20 protein-coding genes are annotated in these 21,020 nt (G+C 69.1%); 11 read left to right on the top strand and 9 right to left on the bottom strand.

The window, feature by feature from the left end; all coding sequences use genetic code 11:
* The first annotated feature begins 68 nt into the window (after positions 1-68).
* On the top strand, positions 69-521 hold the full coding sequence (locus ACIQK6_RS30925) for a subtilase-type protease inhibitor (protein WP_329106769.1): 453 nt from the start codon (positions 69-71) through the stop codon (positions 519-521).
* 170 nt (positions 522-691) lie between these two features.
* Here the strand turns inward: ACIQK6_RS30925 and ACIQK6_RS30920 are convergent, their stop codons facing one another.
* The gene (locus tag ACIQK6_RS30920) at positions 692-1,438 is read right to left on the bottom strand and encodes a lytic polysaccharide monooxygenase auxiliary activity family 9 protein (protein WP_329106767.1); all 747 of its coding nucleotides are present in this window, start codon (positions 1,436-1,438) and stop codon (positions 692-694) included.
* 66 nt (positions 1,439-1,504) lie between these two features.
* Positions 1,505-2,905, bottom strand: a complete 1,401-nt coding sequence (locus tag ACIQK6_RS30915) for a fibronectin type III domain-containing protein (protein ID WP_402695963.1) — start codon at positions 2,903-2,905, stop codon at positions 1,505-1,507.
* 412 nt (positions 2,906-3,317) lie between these two features.
* Between ACIQK6_RS30915 and ACIQK6_RS30910 the strand changes: the two genes are divergently transcribed.
* Positions 3,318-4,241 (top strand): aminoglycoside phosphotransferase family protein, encoded by a 924-nt coding sequence (locus ACIQK6_RS30910; protein ID WP_329106763.1) that lies wholly within the window; start codon positions 3,318-3,320, stop codon positions 4,239-4,241.
* Positions 4,242-4,706: 465 nt separating this feature from the next.
* Positions 4,707-5,267 carry a GNAT family protein gene (locus ACIQK6_RS30905; protein ID WP_329106761.1) on the top strand — a complete coding sequence of 187 codons (561 nt, stop codon included), beginning with the start codon at positions 4,707-4,709 and terminating at the stop codon, positions 5,265-5,267.
* A 244-nt stretch (positions 5,268-5,511) separates the two neighbouring features.
* Here the strand turns inward: ACIQK6_RS30905 and ACIQK6_RS30900 are convergent, their stop codons facing one another.
* Positions 5,512-5,958: a hypothetical protein gene (locus ACIQK6_RS30900; RefSeq protein WP_329106759.1), complete on the bottom strand. Its 447-nt coding sequence runs from the start codon at positions 5,956-5,958 to the stop codon at positions 5,512-5,514.
* Between the two features lie 738 nt (positions 5,959-6,696).
* Between ACIQK6_RS30900 and ACIQK6_RS30895 the strand changes: the two genes are divergently transcribed.
* The 3 genes from ACIQK6_RS30895 (at position 6,697) to ACIQK6_RS30885 (ending at position 9,286) form a co-directional block, all read left to right on the top strand.
* Positions 6,697-6,987 (top strand): hypothetical protein, encoded by a 291-nt coding sequence (locus ACIQK6_RS30895; protein WP_329106757.1) that lies wholly within the window; start codon positions 6,697-6,699, stop codon positions 6,985-6,987.
* A gap of 961 nt (positions 6,988-7,948) precedes the next feature.
* Positions 7,949-8,239, top strand: a complete 291-nt coding sequence (locus tag ACIQK6_RS30890) for a hypothetical protein (protein ID WP_329106755.1) — start codon at positions 7,949-7,951, stop codon at positions 8,237-8,239.
* Between the two features lie 342 nt (positions 8,240-8,581).
* A complete protein-coding gene (locus tag ACIQK6_RS30885) occupies positions 8,582-9,286 on the top strand; it encodes a hypothetical protein (protein WP_402695960.1) in 705 nt (234 codons plus the stop codon).
* 186 nt (positions 9,287-9,472) lie between these two features.
* On the opposite strand, the gene ACIQK6_RS30880 is transcribed toward ACIQK6_RS30885, so the two are convergent.
* On the bottom strand, positions 9,473-9,601 hold the full coding sequence (locus ACIQK6_RS30880; RefSeq protein WP_329106751.1) for a hypothetical protein: 129 nt from the start codon (positions 9,599-9,601) through the stop codon (positions 9,473-9,475).
* A 241-nt stretch (positions 9,602-9,842) separates the two neighbouring features.
* Positions 9,843-11,009: an NAD(P)/FAD-dependent oxidoreductase gene (locus ACIQK6_RS30875; RefSeq protein ID WP_329106749.1), complete on the bottom strand. Its 1,167-nt coding sequence runs from the start codon at positions 11,007-11,009 to the stop codon at positions 9,843-9,845.
* Between the two features lie 236 nt (positions 11,010-11,245).
* Here ACIQK6_RS30875 and ACIQK6_RS30870 point away from each other — a divergent pair, with 236 nt between their 5' ends.
* Positions 11,246-11,851 (top strand): TetR/AcrR family transcriptional regulator, encoded by a 606-nt coding sequence (locus ACIQK6_RS30870; protein WP_402695959.1) that lies wholly within the window; start codon positions 11,246-11,248, stop codon positions 11,849-11,851.
* A gap of 89 nt (positions 11,852-11,940) precedes the next feature.
* Here the strand turns inward: ACIQK6_RS30870 and ACIQK6_RS30865 are convergent, their stop codons facing one another.
* The gene (locus tag ACIQK6_RS30865; RefSeq protein WP_402695958.1) at positions 11,941-13,530 is read right to left on the bottom strand and encodes an MFS transporter; all 1,590 of its coding nucleotides are present in this window, start codon (positions 13,528-13,530) and stop codon (positions 11,941-11,943) included.
* Positions 13,531-13,727: 197 nt separating this feature from the next.
* Positions 13,728-14,861: an ROK family protein gene (locus ACIQK6_RS30860; protein WP_402695957.1), complete on the bottom strand. Its 1,134-nt coding sequence runs from the start codon at positions 14,859-14,861 to the stop codon at positions 13,728-13,730.
* A 523-nt stretch (positions 14,862-15,384) separates the two neighbouring features.
* Between ACIQK6_RS30860 and ACIQK6_RS30855 the strand changes: the two genes are divergently transcribed.
* The 3 genes from ACIQK6_RS30855 (at position 15,385) to ACIQK6_RS30845 (ending at position 17,362) form a co-directional block, all read left to right on the top strand.
* Positions 15,385-15,894, top strand: a complete 510-nt coding sequence (locus tag ACIQK6_RS30855) for a hypothetical protein (protein WP_402695955.1) — start codon at positions 15,385-15,387, stop codon at positions 15,892-15,894.
* Between the two features lie 71 nt (positions 15,895-15,965).
* On the top strand, positions 15,966-16,340 hold the full coding sequence (locus ACIQK6_RS30850) for a hypothetical protein (RefSeq protein WP_402695953.1): 375 nt from the start codon (positions 15,966-15,968) through the stop codon (positions 16,338-16,340).
* A complete protein-coding gene (locus tag ACIQK6_RS30845; RefSeq protein ID WP_402695951.1) occupies positions 16,280-17,362 on the top strand; it encodes a choice-of-anchor A family protein in 1,083 nt (360 codons plus the stop codon). Before ACIQK6_RS30850 ends, ACIQK6_RS30845 begins: the two co-directional genes overlap by 61 nt.
* A 408-nt stretch (positions 17,363-17,770) precedes the next feature.
* Here the strand turns inward: ACIQK6_RS30845 and ACIQK6_RS30840 are convergent, their stop codons facing one another.
* Positions 17,771-19,018: a GNAT family N-acetyltransferase gene (locus tag ACIQK6_RS30840; protein WP_402696119.1), complete on the bottom strand. Its 1,248-nt coding sequence runs from the start codon at positions 19,016-19,018 to the stop codon at positions 17,771-17,773.
* Between the two features lie 519 nt (positions 19,019-19,537).
* Here ACIQK6_RS30840 and ACIQK6_RS30835 point away from each other — a divergent pair.
* Positions 19,538-20,263 carry a hypothetical protein gene (locus ACIQK6_RS30835; protein WP_402695949.1) on the top strand — a complete coding sequence of 242 codons (726 nt, stop codon included), beginning with the start codon at positions 19,538-19,540 and terminating at the stop codon, positions 20,261-20,263.
* A gap of 265 nt (positions 20,264-20,528) precedes the next feature.
* On the opposite strand, the gene ACIQK6_RS30830 is transcribed toward ACIQK6_RS30835, so the two are convergent.
* Positions 20,529-20,993, bottom strand: a complete 465-nt coding sequence (locus tag ACIQK6_RS30830; protein WP_329106698.1) for a lamin tail domain-containing protein — start codon at positions 20,991-20,993, stop codon at positions 20,529-20,531.
* Between the last annotated feature and the right edge of the window lie 27 nt (positions 20,994-21,020).

Here is a 21,020-nt window from a genome sequence, read left to right as displayed (position 1 = left end):
ACCACACTTGGGGGGATGGGTACAGAGGACCGCAACAGCGATCGCCCCCTCTGCCCCAGGAGATTCCCGTGCACCGCTCCACATGCGCCGCAGCCGTCGTGATGCTCCTCGCCCTCGGCGGGGCCGCACCCGCTTACGCCGTGGCCTGCCCCCCGGAGCAGAACCAGCGAAGCAGCCTCACCTTGACCGTGTCGCCCACAGACGGCACCTCGGCGCGCACCGCGCAACGGAGCGCAACACTGGAATGCGGGACACTCGCCGGAACCCACCCCCGCAAGGAAGAAGCCTGCAGCCAACTGGAAGCCGCCGGCGGGAATCTCGACTCCCTCAATGTCGAACCGGAAGCGTTCTGCACCATGATCTACGCGCCGGTAACCGCGACCGCCACGGGAACCTGGCGCGGCGCACCCGTGGAATGGCAGAAGACCTATGCCAACGAATGTCAGCTCACCAGTGAGACCGGCCGCGTCTTCGACACCTCGGCGGTCGGTGACGCACCGCAGAACGACGCCGCCCGGTAGCCGTCGGCGGAAAGCGAGGCCCGTCATCACGGCTGCCCAGATTCCTCGGCTCCTTCGCAAACCGCCTCTCTCGGCAGCAGCACGGTGCGCTGGTGCCGAGAGGGGCGGCTGAGCCCCCGAGCCCGGGGAAGGGGACCGGGGCTCGGGGTGTGGGGCCTACCGGCGTCCGTCTACTTGAAGGTGACGTCCGAGCAGGAGTAGAAGGCCTCCTCGCTCTGGAAGGAGCCGTCGGGCCTCTTCAGCCCGTGCCAGATCGTGTAGATCAGGTGCTTGCCCTTCTTTTCGGGGAGCACGGCCTTGAACGTGAACGCCTTCGCGCCGAGGAAGCCCGCGGGTGCCGTCGTGGCCGCGGTGTTGTCGGCGCTGAGGAAGGGGGTGTCCTCCAGGTCGGACCACTTCAGCGGCTTCTTCGGGTCGTAGCCGTCCTTGGTGACGTACATCTCCATGCGGTACGGGTTGTGCAGCGCGCTGATGTCGTAGCGCAGGTCGTACTCGGCACCACCCGGCAGTGTCGTCGAGGGGAAGTCGTCCCGCGCCAGGTCCAGACCGGAGAACTGGGCATTGCCGGCGCTGCACAGCTTGCCGTCGGGTATGCGGGCGCGGTGCTGCGGGGAGGAGGTCGGGGTGCTGTGGTCGATGGCGCGGCCCTGGACGATCGACTTCCAGTCGCCGGGGATACCGGGGCTCTGGGCGAGGGCCAGCCGGCAGGCCTCACTCGCCTTCGGGTTCTTGGTGCAGGCCACGCTGCGGCTCACCGGGTCGGCGAGGGAACCGTGTGCGGAGGCGGGTGCGGAGCCGAGGGTGGTCACGGCGAGGGGGAGGGCCACGAGCGCGGTGAGGCGCAGCAGGGCGGTGCGGCGAGCCGGGGGCCGTGCCAGGGCGGGGGACGTCGTGGCGGCGGGGCGGGTCGTACTCATGAGGGGGACGCTCCTGGTCATGGGGTCGGTCATGCGCGTGGGGCGGCAGGCGGGCGGGCGGGTGGGTCAGCCCGCTGTCTTCACGGTCAGCTCGCGGGAGAACGCGCCCCACGTGCCGTCGCCGAGCCGTGCCCGGATCTTCACGGTGTACGAAGAGCCGGGGTGGGAGCCGACCAGCACCTCGCGCGAACCCTTCGTCGTCGGCACCGGCAACACCGGATCGCCGGTGCCCCACATGAAGGTCTGGGCGGGCTTGCCGTTCAGGTAGACCTGGTAGGCGGTGATCTGGCCGACGCCCTGCGGGACGGACCAGGTGAGGTTCAGGTAGTGCTGGGTGACAGCGCCGTCCTGCTTGGTGGCGGTGGTGGCGGCGAAGTCGCCGGGGGCGGCCTTGCCACCGTTGCCGTCAGGTGCCGCAGTGGTCGTCACCTGTGCTTCGCGGGTCGGGTCGGACTCCTTGCCGGAGGCGTCGACAGCAGTGACCTTGAAGCGGTAGGCGGTGCTCGCGGTCAGGCCGGAGACGGTGGCCGAGGTGGCCTTGGCGTCCGCCTCTTGGACCTTCGTGCCGCCCCGGTAGATCCGGTAGCCGGTGACGGCGACGTCGTCGGTCGCCGCGCGCCAGCGCAGGGCGGCCTGGTACGGGCCCGAGGCGGTCGCCTCCAACTCCGCGGGGATGACCGGCTTCACCTTGTCCTGGCCGGGCGCCACGAGGGTGGTGAGCACGATGTCCTTGCTGAAGCCGGTAGTGCGGCCGTCGGCGCGGACGGCGCGGACCTTGAACGCGTAGCGGGTGGCGGGGGTCAGGCGCTCGACGTCGGTCATCGTGTCCTTGACGGTCTTGACCTGCTTGCCGTCCTGGAAGACCTCGTAGCGCACGACCTCGGCGCCGCCGACGGGCGGCTTCCACATCAGGTGGACGGCGGTGTCGTCCTTGACGAAGGAGCCGCTGTCGGCGGGGACGGCCGTGTTCATGCCGGTGTCGCCTCCGTTGCCCGACGGGCCGTTCACCTTGCATCCGGTGATTTTGGGCATGCCCTTGCCGGCGGGGTTGATCCCGACCTTGACGGTCCGGTTGCCCTTGGCTGCCACGTCGGCGCGGTCGGCGATCGGCTTGATGCTGACGTGCTTGCCGGTCTGGCGGAGTTCGTACGCCCAGGGGTTGTCGAGGGTGACTTGCCCCTGCGACACGTCGAACTCGGCGGTCCAGTCCCGTACGGGCCGGTCGCCCTTGTTGGCCACGGAGACCTCGCCGGACGCCCACCACACGGTGGCCTGGTCCGCGAGGCGGCAGGCGGCGCTGAGGCCGTCCTTTTCCTCTCCTGCATTGGCGGCCACGGGAACGACGACGGAGCCAACCCCGACGACCACGGCCGCGCAGGCCAGGGCAATTCGCTTTCGGGACATCAGAAACCTCTTGGTCAAGCCGATCCGCCGGTGCAGCGGCAGCATCGAAAGTGTCTTGGTCAACACCCGTGACCCTAAGCACGGTTTGCGGCCGGAACGGGCCTCTGAGGGGCTGCGAGCTATCTGTTATCCGTCCCTTAAGGTCCGGATAGGACGCCCTTGATCCCCCTGGCCGCACCCTTCGACGCTGCGAACGCTGAAGATCACGCTCCGTTCCCGACCTCCGGGTGCCGCCCCCTGGGAGCACGGTGGGTTCGGCGGCGTCCGCGACCGCGCCCACCAGCCGCGCCGCCTCCTCGGGCCCTGGCACCGACCGGTGGACATGGACGCCGAGCATCCCGGGAACCCGCCCTGCGAGAGCACCCGGTCGAGTACCTGAGGTGCACGAGCACCTTCAACGCGACGAGCGGATCCTTGGTACGCGGCCCTACGTTGGGTCGTTGTGGGAAACCCGCTCTCCGAAAGGACACCCCGCATGCGTGGACCGCAGGGCATCGAAGTCCCTGGCGCCCTGGTCGCGTCGTACACGAGGAACGGTGGTGAAGAGGAACGGGCCTGGGTCGCCCGGCTGCCCGCACTGGTGGCGGAGCTGCTCGACAGATGGGGACTGGAGCGCGACGGCGGCACCGCTTCTGGCGAGGCCTCACTGGTGGTCCCGGTGCGCCGTACGGACGACACCCGCGCCGCACTCAGACTCCAGATGCCCCGCGAGGAGACGACCGCCGCGCTGATCGGGCTGCGAGCGTGGAGCGGCGACGGCATCGTGCGGCTGCTCGACCACGACCCGGAGAGCAGCGCCATGTTGTTGGAGCGCCTGGACCCCTCACGCACCCTGGCTTGCGTGGGGGACGACGACGTAGCCATGAGCACCTTGGCCGCCATCATGGGCCGGCTGCACTCCGTCCCGGCGCCCGCGGGCCTGCGCGGTCTCGGTGACGTCGCGCGCGACATGCTGGCGTCCGTGCCGGAATCCGCCGCCGCTCTGACGGACCCCGCGGACCGGCGGCTGCTGCGCGACTGGGCCTCGGCAGTCACCGAGCTGGTCGACGAGCCCGGCGACCGGATGCTGCATTGGGACCTGCACTACGACAACGTGCTCGCCGCCGAGCGCGAGCCGTGGCTGGCCATCGACCCCGAACCCCTCGTCGGCGATCCGGGCTTCGATCTGTGGCCGGCGCTGGACACCGGGTGGGAGGGGCTCCACGCCACCGGGGACGCCTCCCGGGTGCTGCGGCGCCGCTTCGACCTGCTGACCGAGGTACTCGGGCTGGACCGGCGACGCGCGGCTGGCTGGACCCTGGCCCGGCTGCTGCAGAACACGCTGTGGGACATCGAGGACGGGCGAACCGCCATCGACCTCTCCCAGACCACCGTGGCCGAGGCGCTGCCCCGCCACTGAACACTTCGCCGACGAACGCGGGCTGCCCCGCACCGGACCGGCCTGGGGGCCTTGACGAAGACATCGAGGCCATCGGCCTGGACACCTGTGCGGTGGGCGACGACCGAGTCCTCGACTCGGGGTCCGGGCGAGCGCGCGGGCCGCCCTCGTTGTGGTGTCCCTCAGCGGTGGCGGTGACCGTCCCCGTACCTGCGGGCGGCCGGTTGCTGCGGGAGGCGTCGGGACGGTCTTCGTTCGGGTTCGGGTTCGGGTTCGGGTTCGGGTTCAGCGTCCAGTCCTGGCGCTCCAGGTCGGCGCAGATCACCCCGAGACCCGGTTACAGCAGCCGTTTTGACCTGCGATTTCAAGTTGGCAGGGGCTCGCTGACGTACCAAGTTGATGTGGCTCCACCTGTGTGACAGGGGCAGTTCGGATCGGGTTCTGGAGGGGCTGTGCAGCGCACACTGCAGCATGATCGAATAGGGGATGACATCCTTCTGGACTGGCGACCGGGTACGCCTTCGCGGTATCGAGCCCGACGACTGGACGGCATTCATGCGCTTCGCCGTCGACGAGGAGCGGTTGGGAGACGTGCTGCACCCACCCCGTTCCGCCGAGGGCTTCCGTGCCTGGGCGAAGGAACAGGCCGCTGCCAAGTCCGACGGCGACTGCTTCGGGTTGGCAATCGAAGCAGTTGGCACGGGGGAGATGGTCGGTGCGATCGGCTCGCACCACGCTGATCCCCGTGCGGGCTGGTTCGAGTACGGCATCACGATGGGTGCTGACCACCGGCGCAAGGGCTACGCAGCAGAAGCCGTGGTGATGTTGATGCGCTTCATGTTCGCTGAGCGGCGCTATCACAAGTGCGGGGCACGGATCTTCGCCCACAACGAGGCGTCGTTGGCACTTCATCGTCGGCTCGGTTTCGTCGAGGAGGGTCGCCTCCGCGATCACGTGTTCTTCGCCGGCCGGCACCACGACCTCGTCGTGATGGGCATGCTCGCCAACGAGTTCGCGCGGCTGCACGCGATGGGCGAACTTGCCTGAGTGTTGGATCCTTCGCGGGAAGCTCACCTCGATCGCCTTCGACTTCCGCCAGGAGGAGGACGAGCTGACACCGCTGCCCGGTAAGGGCTTCGTGTGCGGCAGTTCGCTGTGCAGTGCCGGCGGGACTTCCTCGAGCGTGGAGCGCGCACTCCGGTCACTCCCCCAGGGTCCTGCTGGTCCTGGCCGTCCTGCTGGTCGTGCTGGGGTCGCCTTCTGCGAAGGAGGCAGCTTGACGTCACCGTCCTCATGGCAGCGCGGTGAGGCGGGTGATCAACTGGCTGAGGTCAGGGGTCGATAGGTGCGACATGAGTTGGCGCAATGCCGTGGCATGCTGACCAACCCGCTTGAGCGTCGACCGTCGTTTCGGGGCTTGACCGGGAACGTCCTGAGCGGGCCCGCATCCGGCAGCAACGTAGAGCCTGTCCAGTCCAACCCGCCGCCCCCTGACTCCGTCTGGCCCGACGACGGCCAGGCCGGTCACGACCTCCGGTTCTCGGCCGTCGTAGAGCTGTACTTCCACGTCCAGTTCAGGGCCGCGGAAGAACAGTGCAGTACCGCTGAAGGGCAGGACTTCCGCCGCTTCTGGATGCGCGAAACCCGCTTCCTCATGCAGGAACGAGAACGCCGCTGCAGCCTCGGTCCGGAACTCTGCCTGCAGATCTAATGCCGGGCTCATGACCTGATCATCCACCCACCGGGCCACCTCCGGAAGCCCTCGTCCTGGCATGGGCTGCCGGTCGTAGCACGTCGAAGTGCTTGGTCAGAGCCTTGGTGGAGACCGCTCGGGGCTCTTGCGTCCCCTGGCGGTCCGGCGGTCATGAGAGTGATGGCTACCCAGGTGACGAGGGTTCCGGAGTGCTGGACGAGTCGTGTCCGGGTAGCGGGGACGCACTGCTGCCATCCCCGCCCCGGGTCGGGAGGCGCTCGCCGGTGGCCGTGGCCGCGACGACCAGAACCGGTCGACCACGCGTGCCTCGCCGAGAACGGCGAGCGGCGGTGTGCCGGACGCGGCCGGTTGCTCGACGGTCAGCCCGTACGTGCCCGCGGACGAGGCGGCGAGGATGTCAGCCTCCTCTTCGGTGGTCCAGCCGGAACCCGTGCGCATGGGGGCTGTCGGCGACGACCAGCGAGGCGGGCCGCTCGAAACTGGCGAACGGCCGATGTGGGCTCCGGACAGTTCGAGCAACAAGGCGACGCCGTTCAACGGATCCGTCCAGATTGATGGCGATGCAAGTACCTGACCGGCCAGAAGTGCATAGATCGTGCCCGAACGATGGCCCGCGCGATATATGCCCGCACAGCATCGAGTAGGTAAGATCGCGAACGCCTGTGCGATACGTCCTGCAGGCACCCTCTGCTTGGGCGCACCATCTCACGCCCGCCCACTTTGATTCGGCTGCGCACGCATGGCGCATCGGAAGGACCAGTCATGTCAAAGTCGCCGCAGGACCGCCCTCTTACACCACTCGCCAAGAAGAAGTTCTTTGACGGACTCGCCCCATGGCAGGTGGTTCTCTCCCTGCTCCCGCTGGGACTGCTGTTCATAGGCGGCGCGATCGGCGGTGGGCTGGGCGCTGTAGGCATGGTCGCCAACATGAAGATCGCCAAGACACAGCTGCCGACTGCCGGCAAGGTGGCGGCCATGCTAGGGGTCGGTCTCGCAGCGGTCGTCGTCTTCCTCGTGGTCGCAGGATTGCTGTCCTACGCCTTGCACGGCTGATTCCACAGCGGAACCCTCGGGGCGGTGGTCCATGCCGATGGCCCGGGGACTTCGGCGACGTCTGCGCCGGCCTTCTCGCAGAGTGTGGCGATCTCGTTGGCAAAGCCGACCTTCCTGCTTGCGGACTTTCGCCGAGCGGGCAGGATTCATCCGGCGGTACTTCACTGTCGCTCTGGTGGCGCGGGCCGATGACCCGGTGCACCCGCCGTGTCGCGCCCCGCTCGTCGGTCGCCGCGGGGATCGCCGCATGCCGGGGCCGGAGCGGGGGCGGGCAGCGGGGTCGAGGTCGCAACGTCCGACCGACAGCACCCGGATGGCCGAGGGCCGGTCCTACGTGATCGCGGTCGCGCACGGTGCACAGAGGAAGAGCGCTGGATGTTGCCGGGAAGCGTCCACGTGGACACGCCGTCGCCGGACGACACCGGAGACTCCCGGCAGGGCGAGCACAACGCGTCCCTGTGCGAGGCAGCACCGGCAGGCCAGGGAGCCCGCTGGGTACGGGCCGTAGCCCGACAGATGGAACGATGACTCCGGTCAGCAGGCACCCTGCGGGAATCGCGCGAGTCCTACGGTCCTGAGCCGGGGGCCGGGGTGGGCGCGGCCCGTGGGTCGTCGGCCGGTACCCGGGCGCCGGGCGTGGCCGCCGGAGCGGGCGAGACCGAGGTGGTCGCCCCCGACACGGGGCCCAAGATCTGATGGAATTCGGGCGACAGGAGGACTTCTCCCGCGTCTCCGCTTCCGCGGAGTTCTACTCCGTTGCCGAGCTGCACCGTGTGGCGCGGGAGTTGTCCCCGGGATGGTTCCGGGCGCGGGAGCAGCACGGGGAGTTCGACGGCGTACCGCTGGAGGAGCGACCCGCGCTGGTCGTGGGAGTGGAGGGACTGACCTGCCGACCGACCCGGCCTCCTACGAAGGTCGGCTGCCGGTCGAGTTCGATCTGTACGACTGGGCGGTCGGCAGTGTGGAGGACGCCTTCACAGCGGCCATCGGCCTGAACAGGGGCGAGATCAACTGGCGGAACCTGTGCTGGCCGGATGTGCCCGCACAGGCCTTGTACGGCGAGTGCACGCACGCCGAAGTGACGCTCCTCTTCAACACCCGCACCCGTGACCTGGACGAGCCGGCCGACGACCACACCGTCCTCGTCCACGTCCGCAGCATCACCGTCGACGGCCGCCAGAGAACGGAGCCGCAGGCGCAGTGGCTCGCCGGACGAATGGGCCTCACGGTTCTTGGACCCGGGCAGCTATGAGACGTGGACGGCGCCCTTTCGCAGCCCAAGATCGACGGGGCAGAACCCGGTGGTTCGGGGGAGGGATGGTCGGGAGGCACACGGCGCCGTCGCGCCAGCGCGGGATCCGCCCGGCGAGGCCGCTGAGGATCCAGCCCCCTCGAGCGTGGGCGAACCTGCCCCCGCGCCCAGGTCCGGCGTCCAGGTCCGGTGCCCGCAGGCGCGTAGCTCTGCTTCGTCACCGGCGTCCGGTCTAAGGGGCGTTCACGGCCCGCATCGACGGCCCCACCCCATCGCGGGGCGCCGTCTTGACGCCTCGTATTCTCCTTCCGACCCGCTCCCTCCCCCTTGAAGAGAGTCTCCGTGTACACCGCTCACCGCTCGATCGCCGCCGTCGCCCTCACGAGTGCCGCGGCGCTCGGGCTCACCGGATGCCTGGCGTCCGAACCGTTCCCCGGCCAGCCTGCCTCTCGCGTCCTGAACGACTCCTTGACCGCGCTGCGCGGCGCGTCCACGTTCACCGTCAGCGGGACCTCGTCCAGCCAGGGCGTACCCACGCAGGTGAACCTGTCGATCAGCGGGACCGGCGAATGCAAGGGCACCCTCTCGGCCCAGAACGGCGGCAACATCGAAGTGGTCCGGACCCAGAAGCACACCTTCCTCCGGGGTGACGAAGCCTTCGTCCTCGCCCGGACACAGGACATGCCCGAGGACCAAGCGGTCGAGGCCCGCAAGGAGATGGCGGGCCGCTGGATGCGCACGGAGACCTCGGACCCCTCCATGAAGGGACTGACCAGCCTGTGCGACCGGGACGGTCTGCTCAGGGACTTGTACGGCGTTCAGGGCGCGGAGAAGGGCGCGCTGACCGAGATCGGCGGCCAGGAGGTGGTCACGGTCAACACGACTCAAGGGGTCTTCCTCGTGGCCACCAAGGGCGAACCGTTTCTGCTGAAGGCGACCACCAGCGGCTCGAACGCGATCGATCTCGCCTTCACCGGCATCAACAGCCCCGTACAGGTGGACGTTCCGGCCGACAAGGACGTCTACGAGCCCGACGACAACGGCTGACGTCCGCCCGCACCTGTTGCCTTCGATGCGCGCTCGGAACAAGAGGTCCACCGCGTCGAACCGCTGCCGGGCGGGTCGTAGCCGGGGGCGGCGAACGCGTCGAACGGACGGTTCCTCCCGGCGGCGGATCGTACCGCGGCAGTGCGCGCCGGGAGAGTAAGGAAGCCGGCATCGTCAGGTCCCTCCCTACCGGGTCAGAGTGCGGGTGAAGGTCTGGCGGACGCCATCCCGGATCTGGACGGTGCCGGCGTCCTCGCGCGGTGGGTCGGGGGTGGCGACGTAGAAGTCGGGGTGGTTGAGGATCGCCGCAGCCACCGCGTCGGTCAGGACCCGTGCGGGGAGGACGTCGGCGGCGGCTCGGCGTCCTGCAGGGTGAAGGTGACGTTGATGCCGGCCGGGCTGGTGAAGCGGACTCCGTCGCCGCCCGGCTCGGCCGAGGCGGCAATGGTGTGCGGGCCGCCCAGGAGAGCGTCGGCGATACGGGCAGGTCGAGCCGCACCTGCTCTCCTGGTGGCGGTCCCGTCGGTGGGAGTTGGGGGCGCTTTGCCGGCCGGGCTCAGTTGGTGCGAACGGGGCGCGGCTCAGGGAGGGTGTGGGCCGGCCAGAGGCTGTCCGGGAAGGCGGCGTCGTCGGAATCGGTGTCGGGCATGAGGGTGGTGAGCATCTGCTGGGCGGCCTTGGCGTTGTTGGTGGCGCGGGGCAGCATGACGCTTTCGTAGGCGTCGAGTGCCTGGTCGATGGTGGGGTGGTCGATGATGGCTCGGGCGAGTTCGGCGCCGTCGAGCAGGGCGAGGTTGGCGCCTACGCCGACGGGTGGCATCAAGTGGGCGGCGTCGCCGAGCAGGGTGATGCCGGGGACGCGCTGCCAGAAGTGGTGAACGGGAAGGACGAACATGGGCCGGTTGATGAAATCGCCCTCGTTGTAGCGCAGGATGTCCAGGAGGCTCTCGTGCCAGCCCTGGTACTCGGCGAGGAGGCGCGCGCCTACGGCTCGGGGGTCTGTGAGGTCGAGGCCGGCGTGCCAGTCCTGGGGCCCTCGGAAGTTGATGTAGGCGCGGACGTGTCCGTTGCTGTTCCGCTGCAGCACCAGGCTGCGGCGGCCCGCCTTGGCCGACATGGTGCCGCGCCCCACCAGGCGGGCGATTCCGGGGTGACGGTGGTCAACGTCGTCGAAGTGGGCTTCCACCAATGTGACGCCTGCGTAGATGGGTTGGGCGTCGGAGAGCGCGGGGCGTACGCGGGACCAGGCGCCATCGGCGCCGATGACCAGGTCGAAGTCTTCGCCCGTGCGGTCGTGGTGGAGGCGGGCGGCACCGCGGGGTAACGGGGTGACGGCCTTCACGGTGTGGCCCCAGCGGACCGTGCCGGGAGCGAGGGAGTCCAGCAGGAGCGCGCGCAGTTGGCCACGGTCGATCTCGGGCCTGCTCAGGTCGCCCTCGCCCGCCTGGTCGTGGCGGATCAGGTTCGCGTGGCGGTCGTACAGGCGCCACTCCTGGCCCTCGGGCCGGGAGAGGGCGAGGAACTGGTCGAACAGGCCGGATGCGCGCAGGGCTGCCTGGCCGGTGTCTTCGTGGATGTCGAGAGTGCCGCCCTGCGAGCGGGAGTGGGGGGCGGGTTCGCGTTCGAAGACCGTGACCGGCACGCCGTGCTGTTGCAGGACGCGGGCGCAGATGAGGCCGCCGAGGCCCGCGCCGGCGATCGCGATGCGAGTGGTGGTGGACACGAGGGTCACGCTCCGTTCAAAGGTTGGGGAGGGTGCTGGGGTACTGGGGCGACGCCCCGTTCTGGGCATGCCGGATCAGTCGTTCCGGTGTGGAAGCGCGTCCCGGGTGACGGGGGCCGGGTGCCGGTCAGCCGCCCTCGCTCACAGAAGCACAGTAGATCCAAAAGTATAACTACTCCGACTTTGCAGTCGGTTGCCTTTACGATCGAGTCCCCTCAAGGGGGTAAGGTGGCGGAATGACCAGGACAACGACAGGACGTCGCGAACGCAAGAAGGCCCAGACGAGGCAGGCCTTGACGGATGCCGCAGTGCGGCTGTTCACCGAGCGCGGCTTCGACAACGTCGGTGTACGCGAGGTGGCGGAGGCGGCCGACGTCTCGCTGAGCACTCTCTTCAAGCACTTCCCCAGCAAGGAAGCCCTCGTCTTCGACCTGGACACGGACATCGAGAGCGCCCTCGTCGCCGCCGTTCGCGACCGAGCCCCCGACCAGCCCGTGCTGCACGCCCTGCGCGACCACATGGTGCGCACCCGGACCTCCGTGCGGACCGACGATCCCACTTTCGTCCTCGTCGAATCCACCCCCGCGCTGCGGGACTACGCCCGGCACATGTGGTTGCGCCACGAGAAGGCGCTGGCCGCCGTCCTCGCCGAGGCCACCGGGCTCGCCCAGGAAGCCGCCGCCGTCACCGGCCTGGCACGCTTCACGCTGGAATCCGCCAGCATCGCCCGTACGAGCGAGGACCCGGCCCGAACCATGCGCGACCTGTTCGCCCTGCTGGAACAAGGCTGGGCCACCACTCCCCTGGCGGGACGGGAAGACCAGACCGATTGGGACGGGTGACCCGACACGGGGAACATTCGCCGTTGTCGGGGCGTGGCGACGGGGTCGGGTGGCGGCGCGGTTGTCGGGGGCCGTGAATCAGTTCAGGGTCAGTGCACTGCGGCGGCGCGTTCCAGTTGAGCGGTCTCCCCGTGAGCCGTCGGCTGTCGTCGCAGCGGGTACAGCAGGAACGCGCCGAAGGCGAGTGCGAGGACGGCGAGGGGGATGCCGCCGAGCATGAGGCGCATGCCCCAGGTGGCCCCATCGGACTGGCGTGCCGCGCCCGCTTCGTATCCCGTGGCGGAGAGTACGACGGAGGTGATCGCTGCCTGGATGGAGACCGACCAGCGGACGATGAACCCGTTCATGCCGATGTACATGCCCTCGCGGCGCGCCCCGTGGCGTGCGGCGTCGTCCTCGATGATGTCCGCGAGCAGGACTTCCATGAGCACCATCATTCCCGCGACGGCCACGCCCGCCATCGCGGACGCGATCAGTACTCCCTCCAGCGTGGACACGAACAGGAAGGGGACGAGGGCGCTGGCGTAGACGAGTGTCGTGGCGAGTACCGAGGTGCGTCCGCCCCACCGTGCGAGGGTCTTGCCCCAGATGAAGACGGCGGGGATGGTGGTGAGGAAGACGGTGCCGAGGATGTAGGTATTGGCGATGTCGTCCATGTGGAGCACGTATTTACTGAAGAAGGGAATGCTGCTCTGCATGAGCGCGACGACGAGTTGGAGCAGGAAGCTGCCGGTCACGTAGGTCAGGAAGGCCTTGTTGGCGAGGGTGTGGCGCAGGGCCTTGCCGAGTTCGGCGTGTTTGTCGGTGCCGGCGGTATCGCCCTGTTCGATGCTGCCGGTCAGGGAGACGGCCAGGGCGCCCAGGGCGATCAGGAAGAAGGACAGTCCCATGCCGGGCCAGCCGATGCGCTGGTGGACGACGGGCGCTCCGGCGACGCCGATGATCATTCCGATGATGCCGAAGGCCTGCCGGGCGGGGGCGGCGGCGGCCCGTTGCTTCGTCGTGCGGAACATCTCGGGAAAGAGGGAGCCGTAGTTGAGGACGACGCTGACGAAGAGTACGTCGTAGATCAGGATGGTGATCAGGAAGTACCAGAAGCGGGCGGTGGCACCGTCGAAGACGGGTATCCAGATCAGTGTTGAGACGGCGGTCAGCGGTGCCATGCCGAAGCCGATGTAGGGAGTACGGCGCCCCCAGCGGGTCGGGGTCCGGTCCGAAATGTGGCCGAAGACGGGGTTGAGGATGCCGCTGGCGATGCCGTGGACCATCATCGCGACGCCGATCAGCACTGCGTCCACGCCGAGGTGGTCGATGTAGTAGAACGTCACATAGGTCGCGAAGACCTGTGCGAGCAATTGAACTCCGAGGTTTCCCGCCCCGTAGGCGAGCGGCCGGCGGGCCCGCTTCATGCGCGGCCGCCGGAGACGGTGCCCGGGGGCCGGTGGTGCTCGACTGCGCGCAGGTCGCGGCGGCCGATCCGGCCCGTGCCCTCGGCGGCCAAAGCGGTCGCCGGGGTCCGTGGCGCGCGGAACGTGCGCGGCTCCCGGGTCGTTCTCTCCCTGTGCACGGTGACGGCACTCGACCTGCCGGTGTCGGCGACGGGGTGTTGGAGCCGTTCGTTGGCGTCGGGCGGCGTGCTGCGTGCGGGGTCGGGCTCCGCCGTCTTCGCGTCTTGGCACCGGGCCCTGGTAGGTCGGCGCAGATGTGGCGGGGCTGGCGGATCGGCGGGCCGGACTCGGCGCGGGCGCACGGTTGCGAGGTTCACGAGTGGTGCGGGTCCTTCTCGTTTCGTGAGGGAAGGTCGATGCGTGCGCCGCTGATGTGGCGGTGGCAGGCTGGTCCCGCCGGGTCGTCGTGGTCGTGTGGGCCGGGGCCTTCAGGCACAGACCTGCTCGTAGAGCCGGTTGCGGAGTTCCTCGCGCGCGAGTCCGGCGGCCCCGCGCAGTACGGCGGTGTCGGGAGGCAGCGGCGAGGCGAGCAGGCGGAGGTGGAGGGGTCCGGCATCCCGGGCGAACTGGTCGCCGACCAGGTCGAGCAGGGCTTGGTTGGCGTGTCCGACGGGCCCGCCGACCACGACCGCCTGTGGTTCCAGGAGCAAGCAGACGGAAGCGATCACCAAGCTGAGGCGGCGCGCGTACTCCATGGCGGGCAGCAGTGCCGCCCGCTCTCCGGCCAGTGCGCGGGCGAACAGGTCCGGGGAGGGCGGGCCGTCCGGGGTGGGCAGGACGTGCTCCCCCACGCCGAGTCCGGGCTGTGGCAGGTAGCCGGCCTCACCCGCGCCGCCGGCCGCGCCCCGGTGCAGGCGGCCGCCGAGGACGAGGCCGGCGCCGAGGCCGCTGCCGAGCCGTAGCAGCACGAAGTCGTCCAGGCCCTGCCCTGCACCGTGCCGTTGCTCGGCGAGGGCGGCCAGGTTGGCGTCGTTCTCCAGGACGAAGGGAACGGGCAGCCGTGCGGTGAGCTCGGCGAGCAGGGCAGCCGGATCGTCGCCCAGCGCGCGGCCGTGGCGGATCGTTCGCCGGTCCGTGGCGACGAGAGCGGGGACGCCGAGGACGGCGTGGCCGAGCCGGGTCCGGTCGGCGCCGCAGGCGTCGAGCGCCTGCTCGGCGAGATCGGCGAGGGCTGTGGCGAGTGCTGCAGCAGAGCAGTTGTCGCGGCGGCGCGGCGCGACTCTGTCGCCGTACTCCTTCCCGGCCGTGGAGATGACGACGGCCCGCAGGGTGGTGTGGCCGATCTGTAGGCCGAGGGCGTATCCGAGCCCCGGGTCGATCTCGTACAAGTGGGCGTTGGGGCCGCGACTGCCGTCCCTGGCCGTGTGTTCGTGTTCCCGTACGGCCCCGCGCTCGCGCAGTGCATCGAGTGCCTGGGCGATGGTGGGGCGCGAAAGACCGGTGGCCGCGGCCAGGGCGGCCCGGCTCAGCGGCGTGTCGGCGGCGTCGAGCGCGTCGAGCACGGCCCGGGTGTTGAGGGTCCGCAGCAGTTGCTGGGGGCCGGCAAGGAACTCCTGCGCCATGGTGGTGCGGCGTCTCCTCCGGGAGGGGGCCGGCACGTGAAGCGCCCGACCAAGCAATGTGCAAGAACGATGCACGTTTACGTGCGACACCGCTATAAGCCCCACCCAGCCCGCCGGGCAAGTGTGCGAATCCATGTCACCAGCTAGACTTTTACCCCTTATGTCAGCTTTTCACTTCGGCTCACATGGCACCTCCGGCGGGGCTCACGAGCCTCGCTCGCGTAAACACGAAGTCTCACGCCATGTTTTTTTCGCGCATGCAGGGCGCACGCGAGGGCTCGATAGACCTCAATTGCCTTGCAGTGAAGGCGAGTTGACGAATCACACCCGACTCCAGGCAAAAGTGACCTGCGTCACCAGTTAAGGATTGTTCAAGAATCAACGTCGAGAGTGTCCTTATTTTCCAGATTTTGTTCGCAGTTGACGGTCACCTTGACTGTCGATCAAAGTCTCCTCGTCTTCAGCCTCACTCTCCACGGGTTCGCCACCTCACCCGCAGCTACTCCATGTCTGGAGCATCTGAATGCTCAACAGGACGGCCCTGACCACAGCAGTCACATCAAGCACCCCTGAACCAGAGTCGCGTCCCGCACAGGACAACCTCGTCTTCGGAAAGGTCGCCCGGCCGGGCGGCAACCATGCGGGCGCCCTCGCGCAGGACGTCGACCTCTTCAACGCCACCCTGCCCCTGCCGCGGATTCCTGGAGACACCGGGCCGCACGCACGCAACCAAGTGCGCAAGACCCAGCACGTCCGCAACGCGGCGCGGTCAGGGGTCTCGAGGACGACTGGGAGCAAAGAACGGATCGAAATGCCGCTGCCGCTGCTGCTCTCGGGCGCACTCGCCGCGGGAATCCTCATGGCGGTCGGTCTGACCTTCGGAACCGATCGGTCTCCTGACGGTCCGGCGCTCGCGATGCCCGAGCTCCCGCCACCCAGCGCAACCCCGGACACCGAACCGCCGGCCACCCCGCACACCCCCACACCACCGACGACGGTGACAGCCGCCCCGACCAAACTACCTGCGCCTTGATTCCCTCGCTCCCTCGTTTCCCCACCCTCCCCACTTTCTCCACCCTCCTCATCCCACAGAACGGCACAGCCATGCCTCAGTCAGCCATCGCCCGTACGTCCCCACGAGTACGCGGCGCCATGACGCTCGGCCTCGTCCTCGGCCTCACGGCCGCCCCGTGCACCGCCTTCGCCGCACCCCTCACGCCCCTCACGCCCGCGACCGGGCAGTCCCCGTCATGCCCGGCTCCGGGCAAGGAGCCGGGGATCGGGCCGAACCCGCTCTTCACCGACTCCAACGTCGCCCTGTACGCCGGCGGCGACTACACCGCGGACGGCGGGACCGCCGAAACGGAGGGTCTTGTGGTCGTCCGGGGGAACGCCACCTTCGCCAAGACGTCGGGGGTGTGTTCAACATCGGCCGGGTCGGGGCCGGTTCGGGAATTCTGCCCGCGTCGGGTTCGGTGATGCTGGCGGTCGGCGGCAACCTCGAGATCGCCAAGGCAACCACCGTCGACGTGGGCCACGGCCTGACGGCAGGCCCGCGCTACGGCGGCTCCGTCCAGGTGGGCGGGAACATCTCCGAGAAGGGGACCCTGGAGACGAACGGCGGGACCCGTTCGTCCGGCACCGGCACCCGCGCGGCCCTGAGCCCCTACGACGCGTTCGGCGACACGGTCCGCAACGAATCGGCTTCGCTCTCCGCGCTCAAGCCCACCGGTACGAGCGCCCGCTCGGGCCAGACCATCACCTTCAAGGGCGGCGAAAACATAACCGGCCCGCAGGTCTTCGAGATCCCGGCGAAGGACCTCGACGGCGCTTCGACCTTCCTGTTCACGGCGATTCCCGAGAAGGACGCCGTGGTGGTCAACGTGACGGGCGGCCAGACGGTCGGCATCTCACCCTTGTCCGTCGGCTTCAACGGTGACCGCGTCGACGTCTACGACTCCGCGCACTTCGGCGAGGCCGCGTCGCGGATCCTCTACAACTTCCGGGACTCCACCGCAGTGAACCTCGCCGGCGGAGGCAACTTCATGGGCTCGATCCTCGCGCCCAAGGCGACCGCCGACATCACCGCCAGCACCAACGGCCGCCTCTACATCGGCGGCAACCTGCGCACCCACGGCTCCGGCAACGAGACCCACAACTACCCGTGGACGGGCAGCAGCGTCTTCGGTTGTACCCCCACCCCGCCCAAGCCCGCGCCCACCACACCCACTGGGCCCGCACCGCAGCCCCCCACGCCCACCGCGCCGTCCGCCAGCCCGACCAGGCCCGGTGACTCCAGCACCCGCACGGGCACACCGCCGACCCCGACCGGCACGCGTCCCGCGAGCCCGACCGCTCCCGCCCCGGCTCCGTCCCCCGGCCGGCCCCACGGATCGCTGGCCACCACCGGAGCCGAAGTCACGGTGTACATCCTGCTCGCCGCCTTCCTCGCCGCGATAGGTGTCGCCGCCGTGCTGATCAGCCGCCGCAAGCAGAACTGACCCCGCCCCGGTGGTCCCCCGACCACCCCATCGGCCGCGGCGGCGCCCCACCCCCTCCGCGGGGCGCCGCCGCACCCCGCGGCTGAGAGAACGGCTCTCTGCCGCAGCACGCCGCTCTGCAAGCGCCTGCTTCCCTGGGAGTCGGTGGAGTCTGCCGTTCCCCACGGTGGTGGGCTACGCCCGTCTGTCCTCCGATCTCGCGCCGGCCGCTCGTCCGGCTGCGATCTCAAGGAGGCGCGGCAGCGCGGCGAAGCTTGCGGAGAAGGCGGTGTCGTACATTGGGCAGAGCCGGTCAACCAGCTCCGTTGAGAGGGCTTCGGGGTCCGCCTCGTACCGGTCGAGTAGGGCGGGCACCCCGTCGGCCGGACCGTATGCGTCGCTGAGCCTGGACCGATCTGCGTCAGGTCGCTAGTACGGGAGGTAGTAGCTGAGTACGTCGGCAGTGAGTGGCGGGAACAGCACTTGGAACAGCTCCTCGTCCGCGGCGTAGACGTCGGGGCGGATCCGGCTCAGCCCCTCCATTCCGTGCGGGCCGAAGAGCAGGGCGGGTAGATGGTCGGGCGCCACTCCGGCGCCTCCCACAGCTCCCGGCGACTGCATCGCGCCACCGGTGACGACCTCACCGAGCCCGGTGGCGAGAACCGGAATCCGGTGGTGCGCGCCGAAGGTGGAGATGACGATGTCTTGGCCGGTGCGGTCGATCCCGGCCGCGGTGAGGCGCTGCCAGAGCAGCGGACGCAGCCTGTCGAGCAGCGCTGCGGCTTCCGGGATGCGGATGTAGTACTGCTCTGCACTCCGGTGCGGTTCGTGGTCGATGAACTCCTGCCACGCGTCGGCGGTCACGGTGCCTGTCCGGTGCACGGTTCGTATCTGATCGCCGGGTGCCAGGGCGGCAACGCCGTTCAGGAGGTCCTGTGCTGCCGCCTCGTCGCGTGCCGCTGCCTCGGCCAGGAGCATCCCCTCGCCGGGAGGTGTGGTGCGTGCGGTGGCAATGACCGTGCCGGTACGTTCGAGAACCCAGAGGTTGCTCGACTCGTGGTCCAGGAGCCATCGCCAACACGCTGCCGAGTGCGGCATGGTCACGTCGAACCCGCTCTGGGCCGAGGTTTGCAGGGCGGCCATGGCAGGGATGTCGCTGGGCCGGGCGGCACGGAGCGTGGCCGTTCCGTCGCCAGCGTCGCCAGCGTCGCCAGGTGGCAGCGCGTTCACGTGCAGCGTCTGCGGTATGTCGATGGCGTACTCGTAGCCGAACAGCCGGTAGAAGTAAGGGATTCCGATCATCGCCTGGACGAGGTGGCCCCGGGCGGCCGAGCGCTCGTGAGCCCAGTGCATGAGCGCTCTTACGAGCCCGCGTCCCTCGTATTCGCTCTCGGTGGCGACCAGTTCTACCTGCCCGGCAGGCAGGCGGACTCCTCCGATACACACCTCCTCGTCGAGGAGCGTCGCGGTGGACACGACCCGGTCGCCGTCGACGACCACGGCACAGGCGGACAGGCCTGCGTCGGGGTCGGTGACAACCAGCCGGTGGTCGATGGCGTCGTCCGGGTCACCGCGCTCGGACAGGAGCGCGCCGATCTGGTCAAGATCTGCGGGCCTCGCCTGTCGCAGGGTGAGGCCGTCGGCCAGCGAAACGGCTCCGGAATAGCTTCTGATCATGGTCACGGCCAGACTGTGGCACCGCCCGGCCATCCCGGCCAACAGAGTTTTTCGCAGACCGTCGTCAGTTCCGACGGGCACGGGGTCGTCAGCCAGGCCGGCTCACGTCTGCTCGCGGTTCTGACCGACGCCACCACGCTGCGCTGCCGTGCCCAAGGACTTCCTGGTCGTCCGCGCCTGCATCGCCGCCCTCGGCAGGATGCCGGTCGACACGTCACCCCGACGTCACCGGCCTGAACGATGTCCTGGCACGCCGCCCAGAACTGGGCACGGCTGCCGGGCGCGTCCGCAACGCCGGCGAGATGTGGGCGGTTCAGGTCGGGCCGCGTGCATGCGAACCGATGCGAACCCACGCGAACTCGTGCAAACCCATCTGCCCGATCGGGTACTTGTCCTGGTCCGACGAGCGTGGAAGCATTCCACCGCGCATCCTTGGGAGGCCGGGGCGGATCGGCCTCGGCACTCCTCTTGTCATGGTTCCGTCCCGTGAACGAACAGACAGCCAGGAGTGCATTCCTCATGGTCCGATCGAAACTGTGGACGTTCCTGCTCGGTGCCGGCAGCGCGGCCGTCATGCTGGCCGCCGTCCTCCTCCCCGTCGGCGCCTCTGCCGCCGCCCCGCTCTCGGGTCCGGTGGCCGCGGACGCCCGTGGCCTGGCGGCCGGCACGACCGTCGGTCCCGCCGCCGGATTCTGGTCCTGCACCGTCCCGCCCGGCTACACCTACACCACGACTTCCAGCACCTCCACTTGCGGAAGCAGCAACACGCGGTACTTCGTCCAGCCGGCCGCGGACAACCTGTGGGCATGTACGCTCCCCGCCGGATTCACCTACATCTCCGCGCAGAACACCTCGGACTGCGGGCCCGGCGGCAGCAGCGTCAAGTACTACCTGCGCACCCCGGCGACGAACCTTTGGGCATGCACCGCGCCCGCCGATTTCACGTACATCTCCGTGCAGAACACCCTCGACTGCGGGCCCGGGACCGGCACGAAGTACTACCTGCGGACCCCGGAAACCAACCTGTGGGCATGCACTCTGCCCGCAGGCTTCACGTACATCTCCGTGCAGGGCACACAGAGCTGCTCAACCGGCGGGATCCGCACCAAGTACTACCTGCGCACCCCTGAGTCGAACATGTGGGCGTGCACCGTTCCCCCGGGGTACACGTACATCTCCACGCAGAGCACCAACGACTGCTCGATCAGCGCAACGACCACCAAGTACTACATCAGGGCCTACTGACCCCTCCCGGTTCGAACAGGCCGGGACGGCCATGTGGGGGAACAGCTGGCGGCCTCGTCGCCACTCCCCCACCCCTTTGAGCACGACGACGCGGGTAGCACCGTTCGGACCCACGTTGGGGGTAGTGGTGTGGGCCGTCGCCCGATCGGGGCGACGGCCCGTGTTCGCGTGCCGGTCAGTAGCCCGTTGCCACACAGCCCGGCCGCGGGTGGATCACCTCACGCAGGTTCCACGCCATCAACACGCGGACCCAACACGGGGCAGGTTAGCGCCGACCCCAAGACTCGGTGTCAACGGTGCGACCACGCTCATCGCGCAGCGTGGCCGTGTCGCCACGGTTGCCCCAAATGTAGTCGCGGCGGTCCTGGAAGAGGTCAGTACGGGTATCCCGGCCGTTACCAGTGTGGATACGAATCGTGGCACGGGAGCCGATACGGACGTTGTCGAAGCGGTAGCGGTTGCCGTCACTGTCACGCAGCGTCCAACCACGCAGGTTGATCGCATCGCGGGTGGTGTTCGTGATCTCCACCCACTCGGCGTTCAGAGACCGGTTGGAGTGGTCATCGCGTCCGGGACTGTCGGCCTGGACCCGGCTGATCTCCACCCGCGGCCGCTGGTGATGACGGCCTCCATCGTGCGCAGCCGCCGGCAGAGCAGCAGCAGAAACGATCGCGCCGGCAGCCACAACAGTGGCCGCGATACGACGCACGGAGGAAGAAGCAGAAGACATGGGTGACGCTCCCTCAAGAACAGTGCC

Source organism: Streptomyces sp. NPDC091682, assembly GCF_044756625.1.
GTDB lineage: Bacteria > Actinomycetota > Actinomycetes > Streptomycetales > Streptomycetaceae > Streptomyces.
This window is presented reverse-complemented; position numbering and strand designations above follow the sequence as displayed.